Source organism: Luteitalea pratensis (genome assembly GCF_001618865.1).
Taxonomy (GTDB): Bacteria; Acidobacteriota; Vicinamibacteria; order Vicinamibacterales; family Vicinamibacteraceae; genus Luteitalea; species Luteitalea pratensis.
Genome location: NZ_CP015136.1, coordinates 3,074,750 through 3,091,849 on the forward strand (window position 1 = coordinate 3,074,750; position 17,100 = coordinate 3,091,849).

The 17,100-nt window shown below is 66.5% G+C and carries 12 protein-coding genes and 1 pseudogene; 6 read left to right on the forward strand and 7 right to left on the reverse strand.

Going from position 1 to position 17,100, the window contains the following annotated elements; genetic code table 11:
* Positions 1 to 13: 13 nt before the first annotated feature.
* The gene (locus LuPra_RS12645; protein ID WP_157899089.1) at positions 14 to 877 is read right to left on the reverse strand and encodes a VWA domain-containing protein; all 864 of its coding nucleotides are present in this window, start codon (positions 875 to 877) and stop codon (positions 14 to 16) included.
* A gap of 146 nt (positions 878 to 1,023) precedes the next feature.
* Here LuPra_RS12645 and LuPra_RS12650 point away from each other — a divergent pair, with 146 nt between their 5' ends.
* Positions 1,024 to 1,302 (forward strand): hypothetical protein, encoded by a 279-nt coding sequence (locus tag LuPra_RS12650; protein WP_110171080.1) that lies wholly within the window; start codon positions 1,024 to 1,026, stop codon positions 1,300 to 1,302.
* Between the two features lie 277 nt (positions 1,303 to 1,579).
* On the opposite strand, the gene LuPra_RS12655 is transcribed toward LuPra_RS12650, so the two are convergent.
* The 5 genes from LuPra_RS12655 to LuPra_RS12675 all read right to left on the reverse strand — a co-directional run bounded on the left by LuPra_RS12655 (position 1,580) and on the right by LuPra_RS12675 (position 8,490).
* Entirely contained in the window at positions 1,580 to 2,278 is a 699-nt protein-coding gene (locus LuPra_RS12655; protein WP_110171081.1) for a VIT1/CCC1 transporter family protein, read from the reverse strand.
* Positions 2,279 to 2,338: 60 nt separating this feature from the next.
* Complete coding sequence (locus tag LuPra_RS12660) at positions 2,339 to 2,563, reverse strand: YgaP family membrane protein (RefSeq protein WP_110171082.1); 225 nt, start codon at positions 2,561 to 2,563, stop codon at positions 2,339 to 2,341.
* A gap of 166 nt (positions 2,564 to 2,729) precedes the next feature.
* On the reverse strand, positions 2,730 to 5,927 hold the full coding sequence (locus tag LuPra_RS12665; protein WP_110171083.1) for an efflux RND transporter permease subunit: 3,198 nt from the start codon (positions 5,925 to 5,927) through the stop codon (positions 2,730 to 2,732).
* The gene (locus tag LuPra_RS12670) at positions 5,924 to 7,018 is read right to left on the reverse strand and encodes an efflux RND transporter periplasmic adaptor subunit (protein ID WP_234800861.1); all 1,095 of its coding nucleotides are present in this window, start codon (positions 7,016 to 7,018) and stop codon (positions 5,924 to 5,926) included. Before LuPra_RS12670 ends, LuPra_RS12665 begins: the two co-directional genes overlap by 4 nt.
* Before the next feature lie 137 nt (positions 7,019 to 7,155).
* The gene (locus LuPra_RS12675) at positions 7,156 to 8,490 is read right to left on the reverse strand and encodes a TolC family protein (RefSeq protein ID WP_157899091.1); all 1,335 of its coding nucleotides are present in this window, start codon (positions 8,488 to 8,490) and stop codon (positions 7,156 to 7,158) included.
* Between the two features lie 211 nt (positions 8,491 to 8,701).
* Between LuPra_RS12675 and LuPra_RS12680 the strand changes: the two genes are divergently transcribed.
* The 4 genes and pseudogenes from LuPra_RS12680 to LuPra_RS34440 form a co-directional block, all read left to right on the forward strand.
* Positions 8,702 to 9,559 carry a sigma-70 family RNA polymerase sigma factor gene (locus LuPra_RS12680; RefSeq protein ID WP_110171086.1) on the forward strand — a complete coding sequence of 286 codons (858 nt, stop codon included), beginning with the start codon at positions 8,702 to 8,704 and terminating at the stop codon, positions 9,557 to 9,559.
* A gap of 424 nt (positions 9,560 to 9,983) precedes the next feature.
* Entirely contained in the window at positions 9,984 to 10,499 is a 516-nt protein-coding gene (locus LuPra_RS12690; protein WP_237050908.1) for an RNA polymerase sigma factor, read from the forward strand.
* A 62-nt stretch (positions 10,500 to 10,561) separates the two neighbouring features.
* On the forward strand, positions 10,562 to 12,964 hold the full coding sequence (locus tag LuPra_RS12695) for a heavy metal translocating P-type ATPase (RefSeq protein ID WP_110171089.1): 2,403 nt from the start codon (positions 10,562 to 10,564) through the stop codon (positions 12,962 to 12,964).
* Positions 12,965 to 13,000: 36 nt separating this feature from the next.
* A pseudogene (locus LuPra_RS34440) lies at positions 13,001 to 13,097 on the forward strand (DinB family protein); the annotation flags it as partial.
* An 838-nt stretch (positions 13,098 to 13,935) separates the two neighbouring features.
* Here LuPra_RS34440 and LuPra_RS12705 read toward each other — a convergent pair.
* Positions 13,936 to 14,493, reverse strand: a complete 558-nt coding sequence (locus tag LuPra_RS12705; RefSeq protein ID WP_234800862.1) for a hypothetical protein — start codon at positions 14,491 to 14,493, stop codon at positions 13,936 to 13,938.
* A 234-nt stretch (positions 14,494 to 14,727) separates the two neighbouring features.
* Here LuPra_RS12705 and LuPra_RS12710 point away from each other — a divergent pair, with 234 nt between their 5' ends.
* On the forward strand, positions 14,728 to 16,827 hold the full coding sequence (locus tag LuPra_RS12710) for a winged helix-turn-helix domain-containing tetratricopeptide repeat protein (protein WP_110171091.1): 2,100 nt from the start codon (positions 14,728 to 14,730) through the stop codon (positions 16,825 to 16,827).
* The last annotated feature ends 273 nt before the right edge of the window (positions 16,828 to 17,100 follow it).

Below are 17,100 nucleotides of genomic sequence, written 5' to 3' on the forward strand. Positions count from 1 at the left end.
GTTCCGTGCATCGTCACGTGAGGTCGTTGGTCCAGCGGGTCTTGATGCCACCCGTGTTCAGGGCAAGCACTGCGAGGCTGCCTGTCAGCTCACTGTCCAGCGTCGCGGGGGATGACAGCCCGGAGGACATCGCTCCGTAGCCGGCTGCGCGAAGACCGCTCGGGTCGATCGTGTAGATGGCGACGTTGGCAAGTGCGGCGTTGCGAATGACCTCGAGATATTCGTCGTACCCGTTGTGTGCGTCCCGCCTGAACTGAGACTGTCCATTGAGCGGGCGCTGCCCTCCGCTGATCAGCAACACCGAACGGCGCTCGGCGTCGGAACGGACGCCGCCGGCTACCTTCGCCAGGCATTCCATGGCCAGGCGGGCCTGCGTCTCGAACTCGCCCGGTACAAGAGCCGTCATCTGGTGCTGACCACGCGTGCTACGGACGAATGCCGGGGCCGCCTCCCGGTCTGTCGTGAAATCGCGCGCGTCGTTCGGGAAGCCCGTGGTCACGACGGCGAGCCGATCGTATGCGCCCAGCCGATCGATGAACCCGAGCGCGATGTCGATGGTTTGCGGTGTCCGGGTCGGATCGATGTGCAGGTTGTCGATCACCACCACGAAGTCGCGGCGCTGCGCGGGCCCGACCAGGAGACTGAGATGGACGTACTCTAACGCGATCAGGGGTTGCCTGACGCCGTTGTCCAGCACCGTGACCTCGTCGGCCCGCTGGTCACCGACGGGACGGCCGTCGCTCGTGACCACGGCTGACACTTCAACGAGCGTCGTCCCGGAACGGAACGTCGGTTGCGCGGGTGCGTGCGCCTGTCCGTGGCTTCCGACCTGAAGCTCGAGTACACCCATGAGCGTGGTGGCGACGGATACGCGCAACGCAGCCTCCTGACCATACGGGTTCGGTAGCCACAGCATCCCACACCCGGATCGATCCTCGAATTGGTCACGCCAGACTTTCACCTCAGACGTACGCGAGGCAGGTTGGCGGAAGGCCCATAATGCGACGTAGCCCCTGGGTGACCATGATGTTTGCCGATGCCCTCGACGATGGCTGGCGGCGCTCGTGTCTGGCGGGGATCCTGCTGGCGGTAGCGGGCGTGCGGGCCGGCGTACAGGATGCCCCTGGCCAGGATTTCGCGTGGGCTCGCGCGGTAGACGCCTACCTCGCGGGGGCAGAGAGCAGTGTGACCTCCGTAGTGCGCCTGTCGGCTGTCGAACTCCTCATCCGAGGCGTGGATGGCGTTCAGTGGGAGCCCCTGAGCGACCGCTGCCTCTCTCGCCTTCGCCAGGCCGACTGCTGAGACGTCAAAGCCCGACACATTCCAGCCACGCTGCGCGAGAAAGATCGCATTGCGCCCCTGACCCGAGTACGGTGAGTCACCTGCTCGTCATGCGGCCACTCTAGCCGAACATATCGACGCAGCGAATCGCTGGTGCGCCAGGCACTGGATGGCACCTGCTCGTGAGGCGGCGACGGCGTGGCCGTCCTGCTCGGGGCCAGTCAGCACGCCTCCGACCTGACGAGAACTCGCGCGGGAAAGTCCAGAATGTCCGTGGAAGTAGCCGGGCTGCGTCGACTTACGCCAGTGTCCCGAATAGCCAACCCACGCCGGCGGTAAGGCCCATCGCCAAGGCTCCCCAGAAGGCCACCCGCGCCGAAGCCCTGAGCACGTGTGCCCCGCCCGTCCGCGCCGATAGGGCGCCGAGCGCTGTCAGCCACAGCAGTGACGTTGCCGCCACGACAGGAACCACATATCGCGACGGAGTACCGAACGCGGTGACGAGAGGCAATGCGGCGCCCGCCAGGAATGTCGCTGCCGATGTGACGGCGGCCTGGACAGGGCGCGCGCCCACGGCCTCGGACAGGCCGAGCTCGTCCCGTGAGTGCGCGGCCAGTGCGTCATGTGCCATCAGTTGGACGGCGACTTGAGCGGCGAGCTCTGGTGTCAGCCCTCGTCCAACGTAGATCGCCGCGAGTTCCTGCATCTCGAATTCAGGCTGCGTGGCCAACTCCTCTCGCTCACGTCCGACGTCGGCTCGCTCGGTGTCGAGCTGCGAGCTGACCGACACGAATTCGCCTGCGGCCATCGACATGGCACCCGCCACCATGCCGGCGACGCCGGCGACAACAATCTCATCCCGACGGCCACTTGCCGCCGCCACGCCCACGATCAAGCTCGCGGTCGACACGATGCCGTCGTTCGCGCCGAGGACGGCGGCGCGCAGCCAGCCGATTCGTTCAGTGCGGTGCCGCTCTCCATGATCACTTCGTGTCATCGGTGCTGTCACGCATGTTCTCCCTTGAGCATCAGGTGTTCGCGCCCGACCACTGTCGCGTTATCGCGAACGTGTGACTGGCGTTCGCGGCGCGATGGCGTCTGGCACGCCGCCCTTTCGCAGGATTACCATCATCGGACACCATTCTGTAAAGCCGGACTGAAACAGGTTCACTCCCACGAACAGCGTGAACCACAGGAAGTTCGCGTTCACGTAGATGCCCAGCAACACACTGAGGGTCACGAAGGCCCCTGCGATCACACGAAGCGCACGTTCGACGGTCACGGCATACTCCTCTGGAAAATTGCATCAGTTGACGAGACGAACACGATCGGCCAGGCAGACGTGGTCAGCACCTGACAATCGCGCCCAGGCGCGTGTCGCTGTAAGCGCCCACACGGAGGCGTCATCGACGTCACTCCTGCCAGCAGCCTCGCGACCGCGATTCGACTCATGACAGCGCTCCCGCTGGCGATGGCACCGCGGACGCAGCCATGGCATGACGCTGCTGGTGACTCATGAAATACAGGACGGGGACGGCGACCCGCGAGAGCAGCAATGACGCGACTTCGCCCGCCATCAGGGAGATCGCCAGGCCCTGGAAGATCGGATCGAAGAGGATCACGGCCGCCCCGACGATCACCGCCGCCGCCGTCAACGCCATCGGGCGGAAGCGGACGGCGCCGGCGTCCACGACGGCTTCGGCAAGCGGCATGCCTTCACGCAGTCGCATCTCGATGAAGTCCACCAGGATGATCGAGTTCCGCACGACGATCCCGGCGCCGGCGATGAAGCCGATCATCGACGTGGCCGTGAAGAAGGCCCCCATCGCCGCATGTGCGGGCAGGATGCCGACGAGCGAGAACGGAATGGCCGCCATGATGGTCAGTGGCACATCGAACGCCTCGAACCACCACACGACCAGGATGTAGATGAGGACGAGGACGGCGGCAAACGCCAGTCCGAGGTCGCGAAAGACTTCGTACGTGATGTGCCATTCGCCGTCCCACTTCATGGCGTACTTCGTCGTGTCGAACGGCTGACGCGTGTTGTAGATGTCGAACGCGTATCCTTCCGGTAGCGTCATCTGCGCGATGACACTGTTCATGCGCAGGATCGCGTACACCGGGCTTTCGGAGGCGCCAGCAAGGTCGCCGGTCACGTACGTCACGGGCAGGAGGTTCTTGTGGTACAGGCTGTCGGCCTCCGTGCGCGTCTCTTCGCGCGTCAGCTCGCCGACGGCGACGAGATTCGGGCCCAGGCGCAGCTCGCGCACGGCGGCCAGCGATCCTTGAGTCGTGCGTGGCAGCCGCAGGACAATCGGCACCTCCTCGCGCGCATTGGCATCGTGCAGGAGGCCGACGGTTCGGCCGTCGGTCGCCATCTGGACGGCCGTCGACACGTGTGAAGCCATGACGCCGGCGGCGCTTGCGCGCATCTCATCGACGACGAGTGACGTCTTGGCCTGCGGCGCTGCGACGTACCAATCGACATCCACGACGCCTGGCGTCTGCTCGAGCACGGACTTCACCTGGGCGGCGAGTTCCAGGCGGCGCGACGCATCCGGACCGTAGATTTCCGCGACGAGCGTCTGCAACACCGGTGGCCCCGGCGGGACTTCTGATACCTGAATCGTGGCGTTGAACCGTCGTGCGATCGGCACGAGCCGATCGCGCACGCGCTTGGCGATCTCATGGCTCTGTTCGCCGCGCTCGTCCCTGGCGACGAGGTTGACCTGAAGGTCGGCGAGGTGCGGGCCGCGACGCAGAAAGTAGTGACGTACCAGGCCGTTGAAGTTGTAGGGAGACGACAGCCCTGCGTAACTCTGCACATTGACGACGTTCGCGTCCTTCAGGACTTCATGGGCGAGCTCCGAAGCGACGCGAGCCGTGTGCTCGAGAGACGTTCCCTCGGGCATGTCCACGATCACCTGGAACTCGCTCTTGTTGTCGAAGGGCAGCATCTTGACGGTGACCAGCTTGAGCGGCACGAGCGCCATCGACGCAAGGAGCAGGACGGAGAGGCCGGCCAGGAATGCCAGCCGCGTACGGCCGTTCCCGATGAGGCCGGTCATCCCGCGACGATACAGCCGGGTGGCCGCGCCCTCTGGCGCCGGACCGTGTGCGCTGTCGGCCCGAAGCAGGCGGGCTGCGGCCCACGGGGTGACCATGAACGCGGCCGCCAGCGAGAACAGCATCGCCGCCGACGCGCCCACCGGAATCGGGCGCATGTAGGGGCCCATCAGGCCGCCGACGAACGCCATCGGCAGAATCGCGGCGACGACCGTGAGGGTCGCAAGAATCGTCGGATTGCCGACCTCATCGACGGCGCGGACCGCAACGGTGACGAGACCCGCGCCGCCCTCGTGTCTCAGGCGGGCGTGCCGGACGATGTTCTCCACGACAACGATCGCATCGTCCACGAGGATGCCGATGGAGAAGATCAAGGCAAAGAGCGTGATCCGGTTCAGCGTGTATCCATAGGCCCAGAATGCGAACAGCGTGAGGGCGAGCGTGACCGGAATCGTGATCAGGACGACGATGGCCTCCCTGAGTCCGAGCGCCAGCGCGATGAGGAGCGAGACCGACACGACGGCAAGGAACATGTGGTAGAGAAGCTCGTTGGATTTCTCCGCGGCCGTCTCACCGTAGTTTCTCGTGACCGTGACGTTCAGATTGCCGGGCAGGAGCACCGGCCGTACCGCCGTCAGCTTGGCCTCGACCTGATGCGCGACGGTGATGGCGTTTGCGCCCTTGCGCTTCGCCACGGCCAGCGTGACCGCGGGATGCGCGCCGCCGTCGCGCGGGTAGAAGCGGACGTACGACGTCGGCGGGGCATCGGCATCGGTGACGCGCGCGACATCGCTCAACCGGATCGAACGATCGTTCTGCGCCGAGATGACAACGTCTCGCAAGGCGCTGACAGTGTCCAGGTGGTGACCGCTTTCCAGTCGGGTGACGTCACCGGCCGATAGGGGACCGGTACCGGTGGTTCGGGTGTTGGCAGCTTCGAGCGTCCGCGCCACCAGCACGGGATCGATCGTGGCGGCAGCCAGCCTCGCCGGGTCCAGTTCCACGCCGATCTCGCGCGGGCGTCCGCCAAGCAGCGTTACTTCCGACACGTCCGGCACCTCGGCGAGGGCCTCGCTCAACTGCGCGGCGAGGCTCCGAAGGTCATCGTCCTCGTAGCCGTGTCCCCACAGCGTCACTGCGGCAATCGGCACGTCATCAATCGAGCGTGGCTTCACCATCGGCGACGACGCGCCTGGGGGAATGCGATCGAAATTCGCCTGCAGTTTCTGGTTGAGACGTACGAGCGCCCGTTCCTCGTCCTCACCCACGAGGAAGCGGACGATGACGATGGACTGCCCGGGACTCGAAGTGGAGTAGAGGTACTCGACGCCGGGCACTTCCCACAGCAGCTTCTCCATGGGGCGCGTGACGCGCTGTTCCACTTCCGCCGGCGACGCGCCCGGCAACGCCACGAAGACGTCGACCATCGGGACGATGATCTGGGGCTCTTCTTCGCGTGGGAGCGCCGCGATCGCGAACGCGCCGAGCGCCACCGACCCGACAATCACCAGCGGCGTCAGTTTCGACGGAATGAACGTGGCTGCCAGGCGTCCGGCAAGACCGAGGTGCGCGGTCATGACGCACCCCCTGGCCGAGTCGGCAGCTTCCCGACCGTGACGGCGGCTCCGTCGACCAGGCGCGCCAGCGGCGAGACGACGATCGATTCACCGGCTTCGAGGCCGGCGAGCACTTCGACGCCTTCCGACGATGAAGGGCCGACGCGGATGAGGCGCAGCCTGGCCACGCCATCGTGCACCACATAGACCGACAACACCTGGCCGTGCCGCTGAATCGCGTGTGCCGGAACGAGCAGGGCCTGCCGGGGCGCGCCGCGGAACACGACGCGGGCAAAGCTGCCTGTCCGAGCCGTTACCGTTGGCGGAAGGCTGACCTTGACGGTAAAGGCCCGCTGGTCCGCACCAACGGCACGCGCCACCTCGGTGACGACAGCTTCGAGTCCGTATGCCTCCGCGGCATGTGCGGCGGCTGCATCGATCACGACGGTCACCTGGTCACCAGGGTGGACGTACGCCGCGCGGGCCTCATCGACGCGGACGACGACCTGCCGCGCCCCGTCGGACTCGAGTCTGAGAAGTGGGACGCCGGGCGCGGCCAGGTTGCCTGGATCGGTGAGGCGCTCGGTCACCAGACCGTCGAACGGGGCCCGCACGGTCGTGAAGGATTCGGTTGCCGTGGCGACGCCGACCGCGGCCCGTGCCGATGCGAGCTGCGCATCGGCGCCTTCGATGCCCGCCTCGGTCCCCGCGAGGCGCGCCGCTGCCACCGAGAGACGGGCATCCGCTTCGTCACGTTCTTGATCGGTGGCCGAATTGCGCGCATGCAGCATCGCGATGCGCTTCTGCCATGCCGCGGCGACGCGATGTTCGGCCTCGGCCGCACTCCGCTCCGCTCGCGCGTGCGTCAGTGCCTTGTCGGCGGCGACGGCGCTGGCCTGCGCCTGCCCCGTGTGTGCCGTGATATCCCGGGCATCCAGCGTGATCAATCCGGCACCGGTGCGAACCCGGTCTCCGGCATTGACGTGGATGGCGGCAATCGTCGCGACGAGTCGACTCGAGATTGCTGCGGATTGCGGTGCGGCCACAACGCCACCGGCTTCGAGCCGCTCGGCCGTGGCGATCGCCGCCACAGGAGTGACGGTGACCGGCATCGGCTCCCTTGCCTTTGCCCGGGGCCGGTCCTCGGCCCTGCCGCAGGCGGACACACCGGCCGCCAGAACACCGCACACGAGGATTCCAATCAGTCGATTCATGACCATCACGTCCATTGGCTCGGCGAACTTCGTTTCTAGATCCTCCCGAGAGCACGCTCGAGCGCCACGGTCTGCAGAATCACGTCCATGTCGGCGTTGGTGGCCCGCGACTCTGCCTCCAGCGCCGCCTCGGCGGCTCGCAGCACGTCGGTCACGGTGGCCAGCCCGCCCTCATATCGATCGCGGATGATGCGCTGCGACTCGCGAGCCTGCCTCAGCGCTGTGCGTCCGGCCTCTTCTCGGGCGCGTGCGGCAGCGAATTGGGTGAGCGCCCCGCGCACGCCCAGTTCGATTCGTCGCTCCACGCGTTCGCGCTCGGCAATCGCGCGCGCGTGCGCATGTTTTGCTTCGGTCGTGCGCGCCGAGTCGGCGAACCCGCGGAAGACGTTCACGCGCACCTCCGCGCCAAACACCCAGCTCGATTGCTGGGCGCCGAGCGTCGCACCGTTGAACTCCCAGCCACCTTGGAGGCTTACCGTGGGCAACAGCCCGGCGCGTGCAGTGCGCCGCGCGTTCTCGGCAAGTTGAAGCTGGATGCTGGACTGCAGGAGCTGCGGGTGCCTTGTGAGCGCCTCCTGGACGAGGGCATCGCCGTCGGCAGGCGCAGGCCGGGAAGCAGGACGAATCGGCACAATCGAGGCGGTCAGCGGCAGACCGACGGCTTCGGCGAGCTGGAGACGACCAACGTCGAGGTCCCCGGCCGCGGCAATGTGCCGCTGACGCATGTCCGCCAGTTGCACGTCGACGGCCAGGACATCTGCGTCGGTGACGAGGCCGACCTCGCGGCGAGCATGAGCCCGTTGGCGATCGCTCTCCGCCGCTGTCACCGCCGCGTCCGCAGCCCGAACGTTCGCCTCGAGTTGCAGCACCCGCACGAAGGCCTGCGCTGCCCGGAAGCCCAGGTCCTGCCGCGCCGTATCACGGGTCGCTGTGGCCAGGTCGCGCTCCAACGTCGCCGCCTGCACGCCGAGCCGCGTCAAGCCAGCGTTGTAGACCGGCTGCTCCAGTGAAACCACCGTGCGCGTATTCGTGATGGGGTCAGGATGATTGAGTTCGGGAATCGCGAAGTTGGCGGCGGTGAACCGCCGCTGCGAAAGCAGCGAACTGAAGACGTAGACCGGCTGGTTGCCGCGCTGGATCGTCTCGGCCAGGTCGACCCGCGGCCAGTACCCTGCCTGCGCCCGCTGGATACGGGCGTGCGCCTCCTCGATCGACGACGCCAACGCCCGGGCATCGCTAGTGTCGCCCTGGGCGCGCCTGATGGCGTCCTCGAGGGTCAAGGGGGTCTGTGCGAAGGCCGTACCCAGCCCCGCGCCTCCCATGCACAGCACAACCAGCCCGGCCCATGTGCGAAGGCGCCCACCCGTCACGATGTGATCTCCTCGTTCCACGTCCACGGCTGGTAAGAGCCCCAGGACGCACAAAGGGTTCAGACAGATGCATACCTGGTCCGGAGGACACGTGTGACGAGGGAGTCTCCCGTACAAACGGTTCTACAGGGAGGAGTTGCGGTCGGCTGTCATGTCACCGCATGACGAAGTGCGAGGGCGAGCAGAGAAGAGTCGTGTGAGAATTTCATCGATGGGTGCGGATATTCCGACGAGCTCTGCGGCCGGATCGCCGACCGATGACGCACTGTTGTCGGCCGCGCGCCAGGGCGACAGCGCGGCGCTCGAGACGTTGCTCGTGCGATACCAACCGCACCTGTACCGGTTTGGCCTGACGATGTGCGGCAATGTAGAAGATGCCGGCGATGTCGCACAGGAGAGCCTCATCTCGATGGCTCGCTCCGTCCATGACTTCCGTGGCGACTCCTCGGTCTCCACCTGGCTGTACACGATGGCGCGCCGGTTCTGCATCAAGAAGCGGCGCCGCAGCAAGTTCGCGCCTACGCGAGAAGAGTCGCTGGACGCCCCGGCAACCGACGTTGCCCAACACCTCGCCGATCCGGGGCCGACGCCGGAGCAAACAGCAACCAACCGGGAACTTGCGACCGCTCTCGCGCAAGCCATCGCCACACTGGATCCCTCTCAGCGCGAAGTGTTGGTGCTGCGAGACGTCGAAGGGGTATCGGCGCCAGAAGTGGCCAAGATCCTGGGCGTCAGTGTCGCGGCCGTCAAGAGCCGACTGCATCGGGCGAGGCTCACCGTCCGTGGGGAGCTTGCGCCGGCGCTGGGGCGGCCATCCATCGCATCACCACGCGGAGTGCTGTGTCCTGATGTCCTGACCCTCTTTTCACAACATCTCGAAGGCGAGATCGAGCCGGGCGTGTGCGCGGCGATGGAGGCCCATCTCGTGCAATGCCATCACTGCCGCGAGGCCTGCGAGACGCTGAAGCGCACGCTGGCGATCTGCCGTCAGTTGCCGACGCCGAACGTGCCGGCATCCCTGGTCGCGTCCGTCAAGACCGCCATTCATGCGTTCCTCAACCAGCGCTGACAGACCAGACGCAATGTGGTACAGCCTCTCCGGTGCGACGTGGTCGGACCGTGTGTTCCCGAGCGTCGCGACCATCGTGCTGAGGTCGCTGCCCCTGCTCTGGGAGTCTCGCATTGGCGCCGACGTGTTCGCCCGCACGGCCGCGCCCGTCGTCGGCGGGCTGTGTTCGTGCATGGTGCTCAGGTGCTGGTTCTTCCCGCGGAGTACACCATGGCGACGCAGTCAGGTTCGTTCGTCGATGGCAGCGCCGTTGGTGCTGATAGTTCCGCAATCCGATTAGCGTCGGCGCTGACCGGTCACGATAGGCAGCAGGGGGGGCCGAGTCTTGGCGTCGAGGCACATCGCTGCTGCCTATACTGCCGACATGAAGGAGACCCGCAGCGCGGAGCCAGGTTCCGCGGACGACCGCTCGCGAATCGCCCAGGTGCTCGTCGAGAACCACCGGGCCTTCCTGCGGTTCCTAGAGCAGCGGGTTGGCGACCGGGCAGTCGCTGAAGACCTCTTGCAGGAGGCGTTCACGCGCAACCTGGACCGGCTGTCCGAGATGCCGGACGAAGGCCTGGTGCCGTGGTTCTATCGCGTGCTGCGGAATGCCGCGATCGACCGCCATCGTCGCAAGGGCGTCGAGGAGCGGGCCTTGGCCGCGTTCGCGCAGGAACTGGTCGACGTGACCCAGCCTCCTGACGACCTGCACCGCGAAATTTGCGCGTGCGTCGGGCGTCTGGCCAGGACCCTGAAACCGCAGTACGCCCAGGTGCTCCAGGCGGTTGATGTCGAGGACACCCCAGTCAAGGCATTCGCTGAATCGGCGGGTCTGACGCCGTCCAACGCCGGCGTTCGGCTTTTCCGGGCGCGAGTGGCGCTGCGGCGGCAGGTCGCGGCGTCCTGTGGCACGTGCGCTGAGCACGGCTGCGTCGACTGTTCGTGCGCAAAACATTAGGGAACGGCACGTGTAATGAAACGGCCGCGGCTGCGTGAAGGAGGGTAGAAGGAGGTCGCCCAATGAACGATCCGGTGTGCGGCATGCAGGTGGACCCCATCAGGGCTGCGGGGACGAGCCAGTACCAGGGGCAGACGTACCACTTCTGCAGCCAGAGTTGCCTCGACAAGTTCCAGGCATCGCCTGAGACATATCTGACCTCACGGGCCGTCGAGACGCAGACGCTCGTGCACGCGCACGAAGACTCCCGCGAGTACACGTGCCCTATGGATCCGGAGGTCCGACAGGTCGGCCCAGGGACGTGTCCCAAGTGCGGCATGGCGCTCGAGCCGGTGTCGGCCGCGCCGCTGACGAAGACCGAGTGGACCTGCCCGATGCACCCGGAGATCGTGCGGGAGGAGCCGGGGTCGTGCCCGATCTGCGGGATGGCCCTGGAACCGCGCGTCGTCTCCCTCGAAGAGCAGAACCCGGAGCTCGACGACATGTCGCGTCGGTTCCGGTGGTCCGTCGTCCTGACGACTCCGATGCTCGCGTTCATGGTGTCGGAGTTCCTGCCGGGGCAACCGCTCCAACATGCACTACCGCCGGCGGCGATGACATGCTCGCAGTTCCTGCTGGCGACACCCGTCGTCCTGTGGGGTGGCTGGCCGTTCTTCGCGCGCGGCTGGGCGTCTGTCGTTCACCGCCACCTGAACATGTTCACGCTCATCGCGCTGGGCGTCGGGGCCGCGTACGTCTTCAGCGTGGTCGCGACCCTCGCCCCTGGGCTGTTTCCCGCATCGTTGCGGACCCACGGCGATCAGGTCGGCGTCTACTTCGAGCCGGCCGCGGTCATCGTCGTCCTCGTCCTCCTCGGCCAGGTGCTGGAACTACGGGCTCGCAGCCGCACCAGTTCGGCCATCAGGAAGCTGTTGGGCCTGACACCGACGACCGCGAGACGCATCGACGCCGCCGGCGCCGAGCGGGACGTGGCGCTCGAGGACGTGCAGGTCGGCGATCGCCTTCGCGTGCGGCCAGGCGAGCGCGTGCCTGTCGATGGCGTGGTCATCGAAGGGACCACCACGGTCGACGAGTCCATGGTGACGGGCGAGCCGATTCCGGTCGAGAAGGCCAGCATGAGCAAAGTGACCGGCGGCACGGTCAACGGCACCGGCACGTTCGTGATGGAGGCGCAGCGCGTTGGCAACGACACGCTGCTTGCGCAGATCGTGCGGCTGGTGGGCGAGGCGCAACGGTCGCGCGCGCCGATCCAGCGGCTGGCGGACACCGTCTCCGGCTGGTTCGTGCCGATTGTCATCGTGGTGGCACTCGTCACGTTCGTCGTTTGGGCGGTGTGGGGACCCGAGCCTCGACTGGCCCACGCACTCGTCAACGCCGTTGCGGTGTTGATCATCGCCTGCCCGTGCGCGCTCGGCCTGGCCACGCCGATGTCGATCATGGTCGGCACGGGGCGAGGCGCAGAACTCGGCGTGCTGTTGCGCAATGCCGAGGCGCTCGAAGTGATGGAAAGGGTCGACACGGTCGTCGTGGACAAGACCGGTACCCTCACCGAGGGCAAGCCGGCCCTGACGACGCTGGTCCCAGAGTCGCCGTTTGACGAGCTCATGCTGTTGCGACTCGTCGCGAGTCTCGAAAAGGTGAGCGAGCACCCGCTCGCGGAAGCCATCGTTCGCGGGGCCGAGGAGCGCGGCGTTCGAACTGGACCTGTCACCGAGTTCCGGTCGGTGACAGGCAAAGGCGTGGTCGGCACCGTGGACGGCAGGACCGTCGCGATCGGCAACGTCGCGATGTTGTCCGAGGCAGGTGCGACAGTGGCATCGCCCGAACGCGCGGATGCGTTGCGGCGCAACGGTGAGACCGTGATGTTCGTGGCGGTGGACGGCGCGTATGCCGGCCTGATCGGCGTGGCCGATCGCATCAAGGCCACGACCGTCGAAGCCATCAAGGCCCTGCACGACGAGGGGCTGCGGATCGTGATGCTTACGGGCGACAGCCGCGTCACCGCCGAGGCCGTCGCCCGGTCTGTCGGCATTGACACAGTCGAAGCGGAGGTCCTGCCCAATCAGAAGGCTGATGTGGTCAAGCGACTCCAGGCCGAGGGCAGGCGGGTGGCCATGGCGGGGGATGGCATCAACGACGCTCCGGCACTCGCCCAGGCTGACGTCGGTATCGCGATGGGCACCGGCACCGATGTGGCCATGGAGAGCGCCGGCGTCACCCTCGTCCAGGGTGACCTGCGCGGGCTGGTGCGGGCCAGGCGCCTCAGTCGGGCCACGATGCGCAATATCCGGCAGAACCTGTTCTTCGCGTTCATCTACAACGTGCTCGGCGTGCCGGTGGCCGCCGGTGTGCTGTATCCCACCTTCGGCGTGTTGCTGAGCCCGATCATTGCCAGCGCGGCGATGACGTTCAGCTCGGTGTCGGTTATCGGCAACGCGCTCCGGCTCAGGCGCCAGGCGCTCTGACGTCCCGAGCATGAGCGATCCCGGTTCACCCGGCTGTTGCTGTACTGGATCGACAATGAGGTCCATCATCGGGGCCAGGCGTACGTATACCTGCGGGCGAATCGAGCCGCCGCCGTTTTACGACCGGAGCTGATCCATCGCTAGCAGAGCCGGTTCACGCCATCGATAGACATGCGCTGTGTCAATCAGTTGTCCCGAATCAAGCCGCGAGCACGTCGGCGACGGTCGCGGCGAGTTCGAATCCCAGGCTGGTGTTTCGTCGGCTGGCCGACGCCGACACGTTTCAGGACGCCTTTGGAGCGTGGCGGTCTTCAGGTTGCGCCGGGCATCTGTTTGCAATGGTGGCGAGTGTGCATCGCGCTATACCTCACGAGGTCTTCGACCGACACCGTACCGAAACCTGTGCTCACGAAGTGTTGGCCACTGGCGACCCGTCTACGACATTCCTGGTCGAACCTGGCGAACGCCCCTTCCAGGCGGACGCGCGCCTGAGCCGGCGTGGCCGGTCCGCTAGCAGGGTTCATCGCCTTGTGGGCCTTCCACCCAGTCGGAAACACGCCCTCCTTCAAGATCCGGTTGAAGTACAGTCTGAGCAGCGGGCGCAGGAAAGCGGGGGCATCGGGATCGACGACGGAGCCCCAGAAACGACGTTGGCCGCTTCTTCCAAGCCACGCGCCACATGCTCGACTACCTGGCTCGGCGACCACTTCCCCGGCGCACACGGCGTAGTCCAAGTCGTCGCTGATCTCTCCGCAGCCGCGACAAGGTCGATGACGGCGGCGCGATTGGCCGCAAGCACATCATTGACACCAGCCGTGGGACCTCCTGGGCGTGAACCGAAGGGCCGAACAGGGACCATGCGTGCTCTCGACGTCTCGGACAACGCCGCGTCGCCGCAGCCTTGCCGCGGAGGGGTTGCCAACCGAGCGCACCCGCACATGCTGGTGCCTCGGCACTGTTCCTGGCTGGTCTCAGAACAACAAAGGTGCCGACGTCGCTGTGTTACAGCCTTCCGTCACGCTGATCACCGTGCCATCGACGGGGTTGAGGTTCGTGATCGTGTTGGTTCCATCCCCGCTGAGATAGTAAGGCTCAACAAAATCAGGCGTGTCAGGATTGTCTCCCTGAATGAGGGTTGGATGGCTTGTCACTTCGGTGATTCTGACGTGCCGACCCAGATTGTCGAAACTGTGGGAACGGAAGAACACGAGAAACGTGTGACCTCCCGTGCGCTCCCATATGCCGTGCCCCGCGCTTCGCGAGGCGGCCGGCGGCGGAGCGGGCGGGCCGCCGCCTTCGATCAGGACGCCGCCGTGCATGTAGGTGGTCATGCTCTGGACGGTTGCGATGACCGCAAACGGCGCAGGCGAGCAGGTCACGATCTTGACCTGATTCAGCCAGGTGCCTTCGAGTGTTCCGCGGCCCTCTTCCTGCGTCGTTGCTCCGGAGCCCAGAACCGTGCTGCCTGCCAGCGTGAGCACGCCGACCAGCGTCATACCGGAGATCCGAGTGAACCGTGTGGCTGTCATGGCATGTCCTTTCGTGACGTCTTGTGTCGACGTCTCAACGCCCCGTCGGTGTTGGGCTCCAGTGGATCTGGAACGCAGCGCCGACGTGCGAACCATCTTCGGAGGCCGGACGGTCGTTTGACCATGGCGCGGTGCTGGAGAAAATCTGATGGTTTCCTGACTCGGAAAAGCGAAGATAGGGTGGAGGTTGCGGCCCTTTGAGGCTCTTGTACGAGACTCCGAGGCCACGCCCGGATGCTGACTTCCGATTCCCCGGACATTTATCGGTTTGGTGACTACGAACTGGACGTCGGCGCCTACGAGCTGCGTCGGCACGGACGTCCCGTGCGGATCGAGCGGCAACCGATGGACCTGCTGTTGCTGCTCGTCCAACGGCGAGGCCAGCTCGTGTTGCGGAGTGAGATCGTCGATCGGCTCTGGGGCAAGGACGTCTTTGTCGACGTCGAGACGGGGGTGCACTCGGCGATTCGCAAGGTCCGCCAGGCGCTGCGCGATTCGCCCGACGCGCCCAAGTTCGTGGAGACGGTGTCCGGCAAAGGCTACCGTTTCATCGCAACCGTAGAGGTCCATGGCGCGCCGGTCACGGCTGCCGGCCTGGCCAGGTCTCAGCCAGCGGCGGAGGCGACCGCATCCGATGCGGCTGTTGCGGGGCCCTCGCTTGTCGCGGCGAGCGCGCTCGCCGTCGGTGAGGCGCCGTTCGCGATCGCCACGGCGGCGGGTCTGCCGCGTCCTGTGGACGATGGCGACGCGATCGCGTCTGCCGCTGCGGCGGCCGTGGTCCATCCGGCCACCGAAGTCGAGCCTCCGGCGCCCCATCGCGCAGCGTTCCAGTACCGCGGCCTCGCATTCGGCCTGATGCTGGGCCTTCTGGTCGGCGTCCTCATCTGGGCGCGGACGCCACGCGACGCGGGTCCTCGTGCCTCGCCGCTGACGCTCGCCGTGCTGCCGTTCACCAACCTCAGTGGCGATCCCGCACGCGAGTACCTGGCCGAAGGCCTCGCTGAGGAGACGGCCACGTCCCTTGGGCAAATCGATCCAGAGCAGATGGGCGTGGTCGCCCGCAGCTCGACCAGGCGGTACAAGGGCACAACGAAGTCCGCAGCCGAGATCGGACGAGAACTCGCCGCCGACTACCTCGTCGAGAGCTCCCTTCAGGTCGAGGACAACCGGTTGCGCGTGACGTCCACGCTCGTGCGTGTGCGCGACCAGGTGCAGGTGTGGTCCCAGTCCTACGACCGCGAGCCGATGAGCCTGCTGAGCCTGCAGCACGAGTTGAGCACCGCCATCGCCGAGCAGATCCGTCTCCGGCTCTCCACCGGCCGCCTCGAGATACTGACGCGTCGACAGACCGTGAGCCCTGACGCGTATGACCTGTACCTGCGGGGGCGCAACTTCGAGAATCAGCGCACGCCGGTGACCAACCGCCGTGCAATCGAGTACTACACTCGAGCCACCGAACTCGACCCAGACTACGCGCTGGCCTGGTCAGCGATCGCGCGGGCGCTCGCGGCCAGCATCATCAACAGCGACGCGTCGCCTTCCGCCGTGCTTGCCAGAGCTCGCGACGCGGCGGCACGGGCAGTCGCGACGGGTCCTGCCACAGCCGAGGCGCAGTCGGCGCTCGCGTACCTGCAGTGGTGTTGCGAGTGGGAGTGGCCGGCGGCGGAAGCGAGCTTTCGACGTGCGCTGACACTCGACCCCGGAGCGGCGCACACACACCTGACTCTCGGACACGTGCTGTCGCAGATGGGCCGCCACGGCGAGGCGCAGCGCTCGACGCGCCGCGCACGCGAGCTCGATCCGCTCTCGGCGATCATGCCCGGGCTGTCGTCGCAGGTCGCGTTCCAGGCGCGCGACTATCGCGCGGCGCTCGACTACGCGCAGCAAGCCATCGTCCTCGACCCGGAACTCTGGATAGGCCACATGGCGCGAGGACAAGCGCTGGAGCAGCTGGGCGAGCACGCGTCGGCGCTGGAGGCGTTGACCACTGCGGCCAGGTTCTCTGGTGAGAACAGCAAGCCTCTCTCCCTGCGGGCGTACATCCTGGCGAAGACTGGCCGGGCTGACGAGGCGCGCGCGATGCTCCGGACGCTCGAAGCCGTCTCCAAGACCAGGTACGTACCTCCATACGCGATGGCCCTGATCAACGCAGGCCTCGCGCAGCGAGAATCCGCCTTTGTCTGGCTCGAGCGTGCCTACGATGCGCGCGATATGCACCTGATCTATCTGCCGGTGGACCCGAAATGGGATGCTTACCGCGCCGATCCTCGTTTCGAAGCGCTGATCGTGCGCTGTGGCTTCAGGCGAACCGCGAGCCCGACCCCTTCGCAGTAGAGAGCCGGGCAGACGGTGATGCCCGACTGGAGGCTGGCAAGGGCATGGATCGCGCGCGAGCTGCTGCGCGCCGACAAGGGTTGACCGACGGCACGACGCGCGCACGGTGACGATCTCGCGTGACCGACATCGCGCACACGAACACGGAGTCGAGGTGGTCGGGAGGCCGAGGCGAGCCCTGCGTGCGGCGTCCTGAATCGGATGACCGCGCTTGGCAGGCCCGAGTCGTTGGCGATTCAGTCGGTGACGAGGCCGCGAGTTGGGGGACCTGTG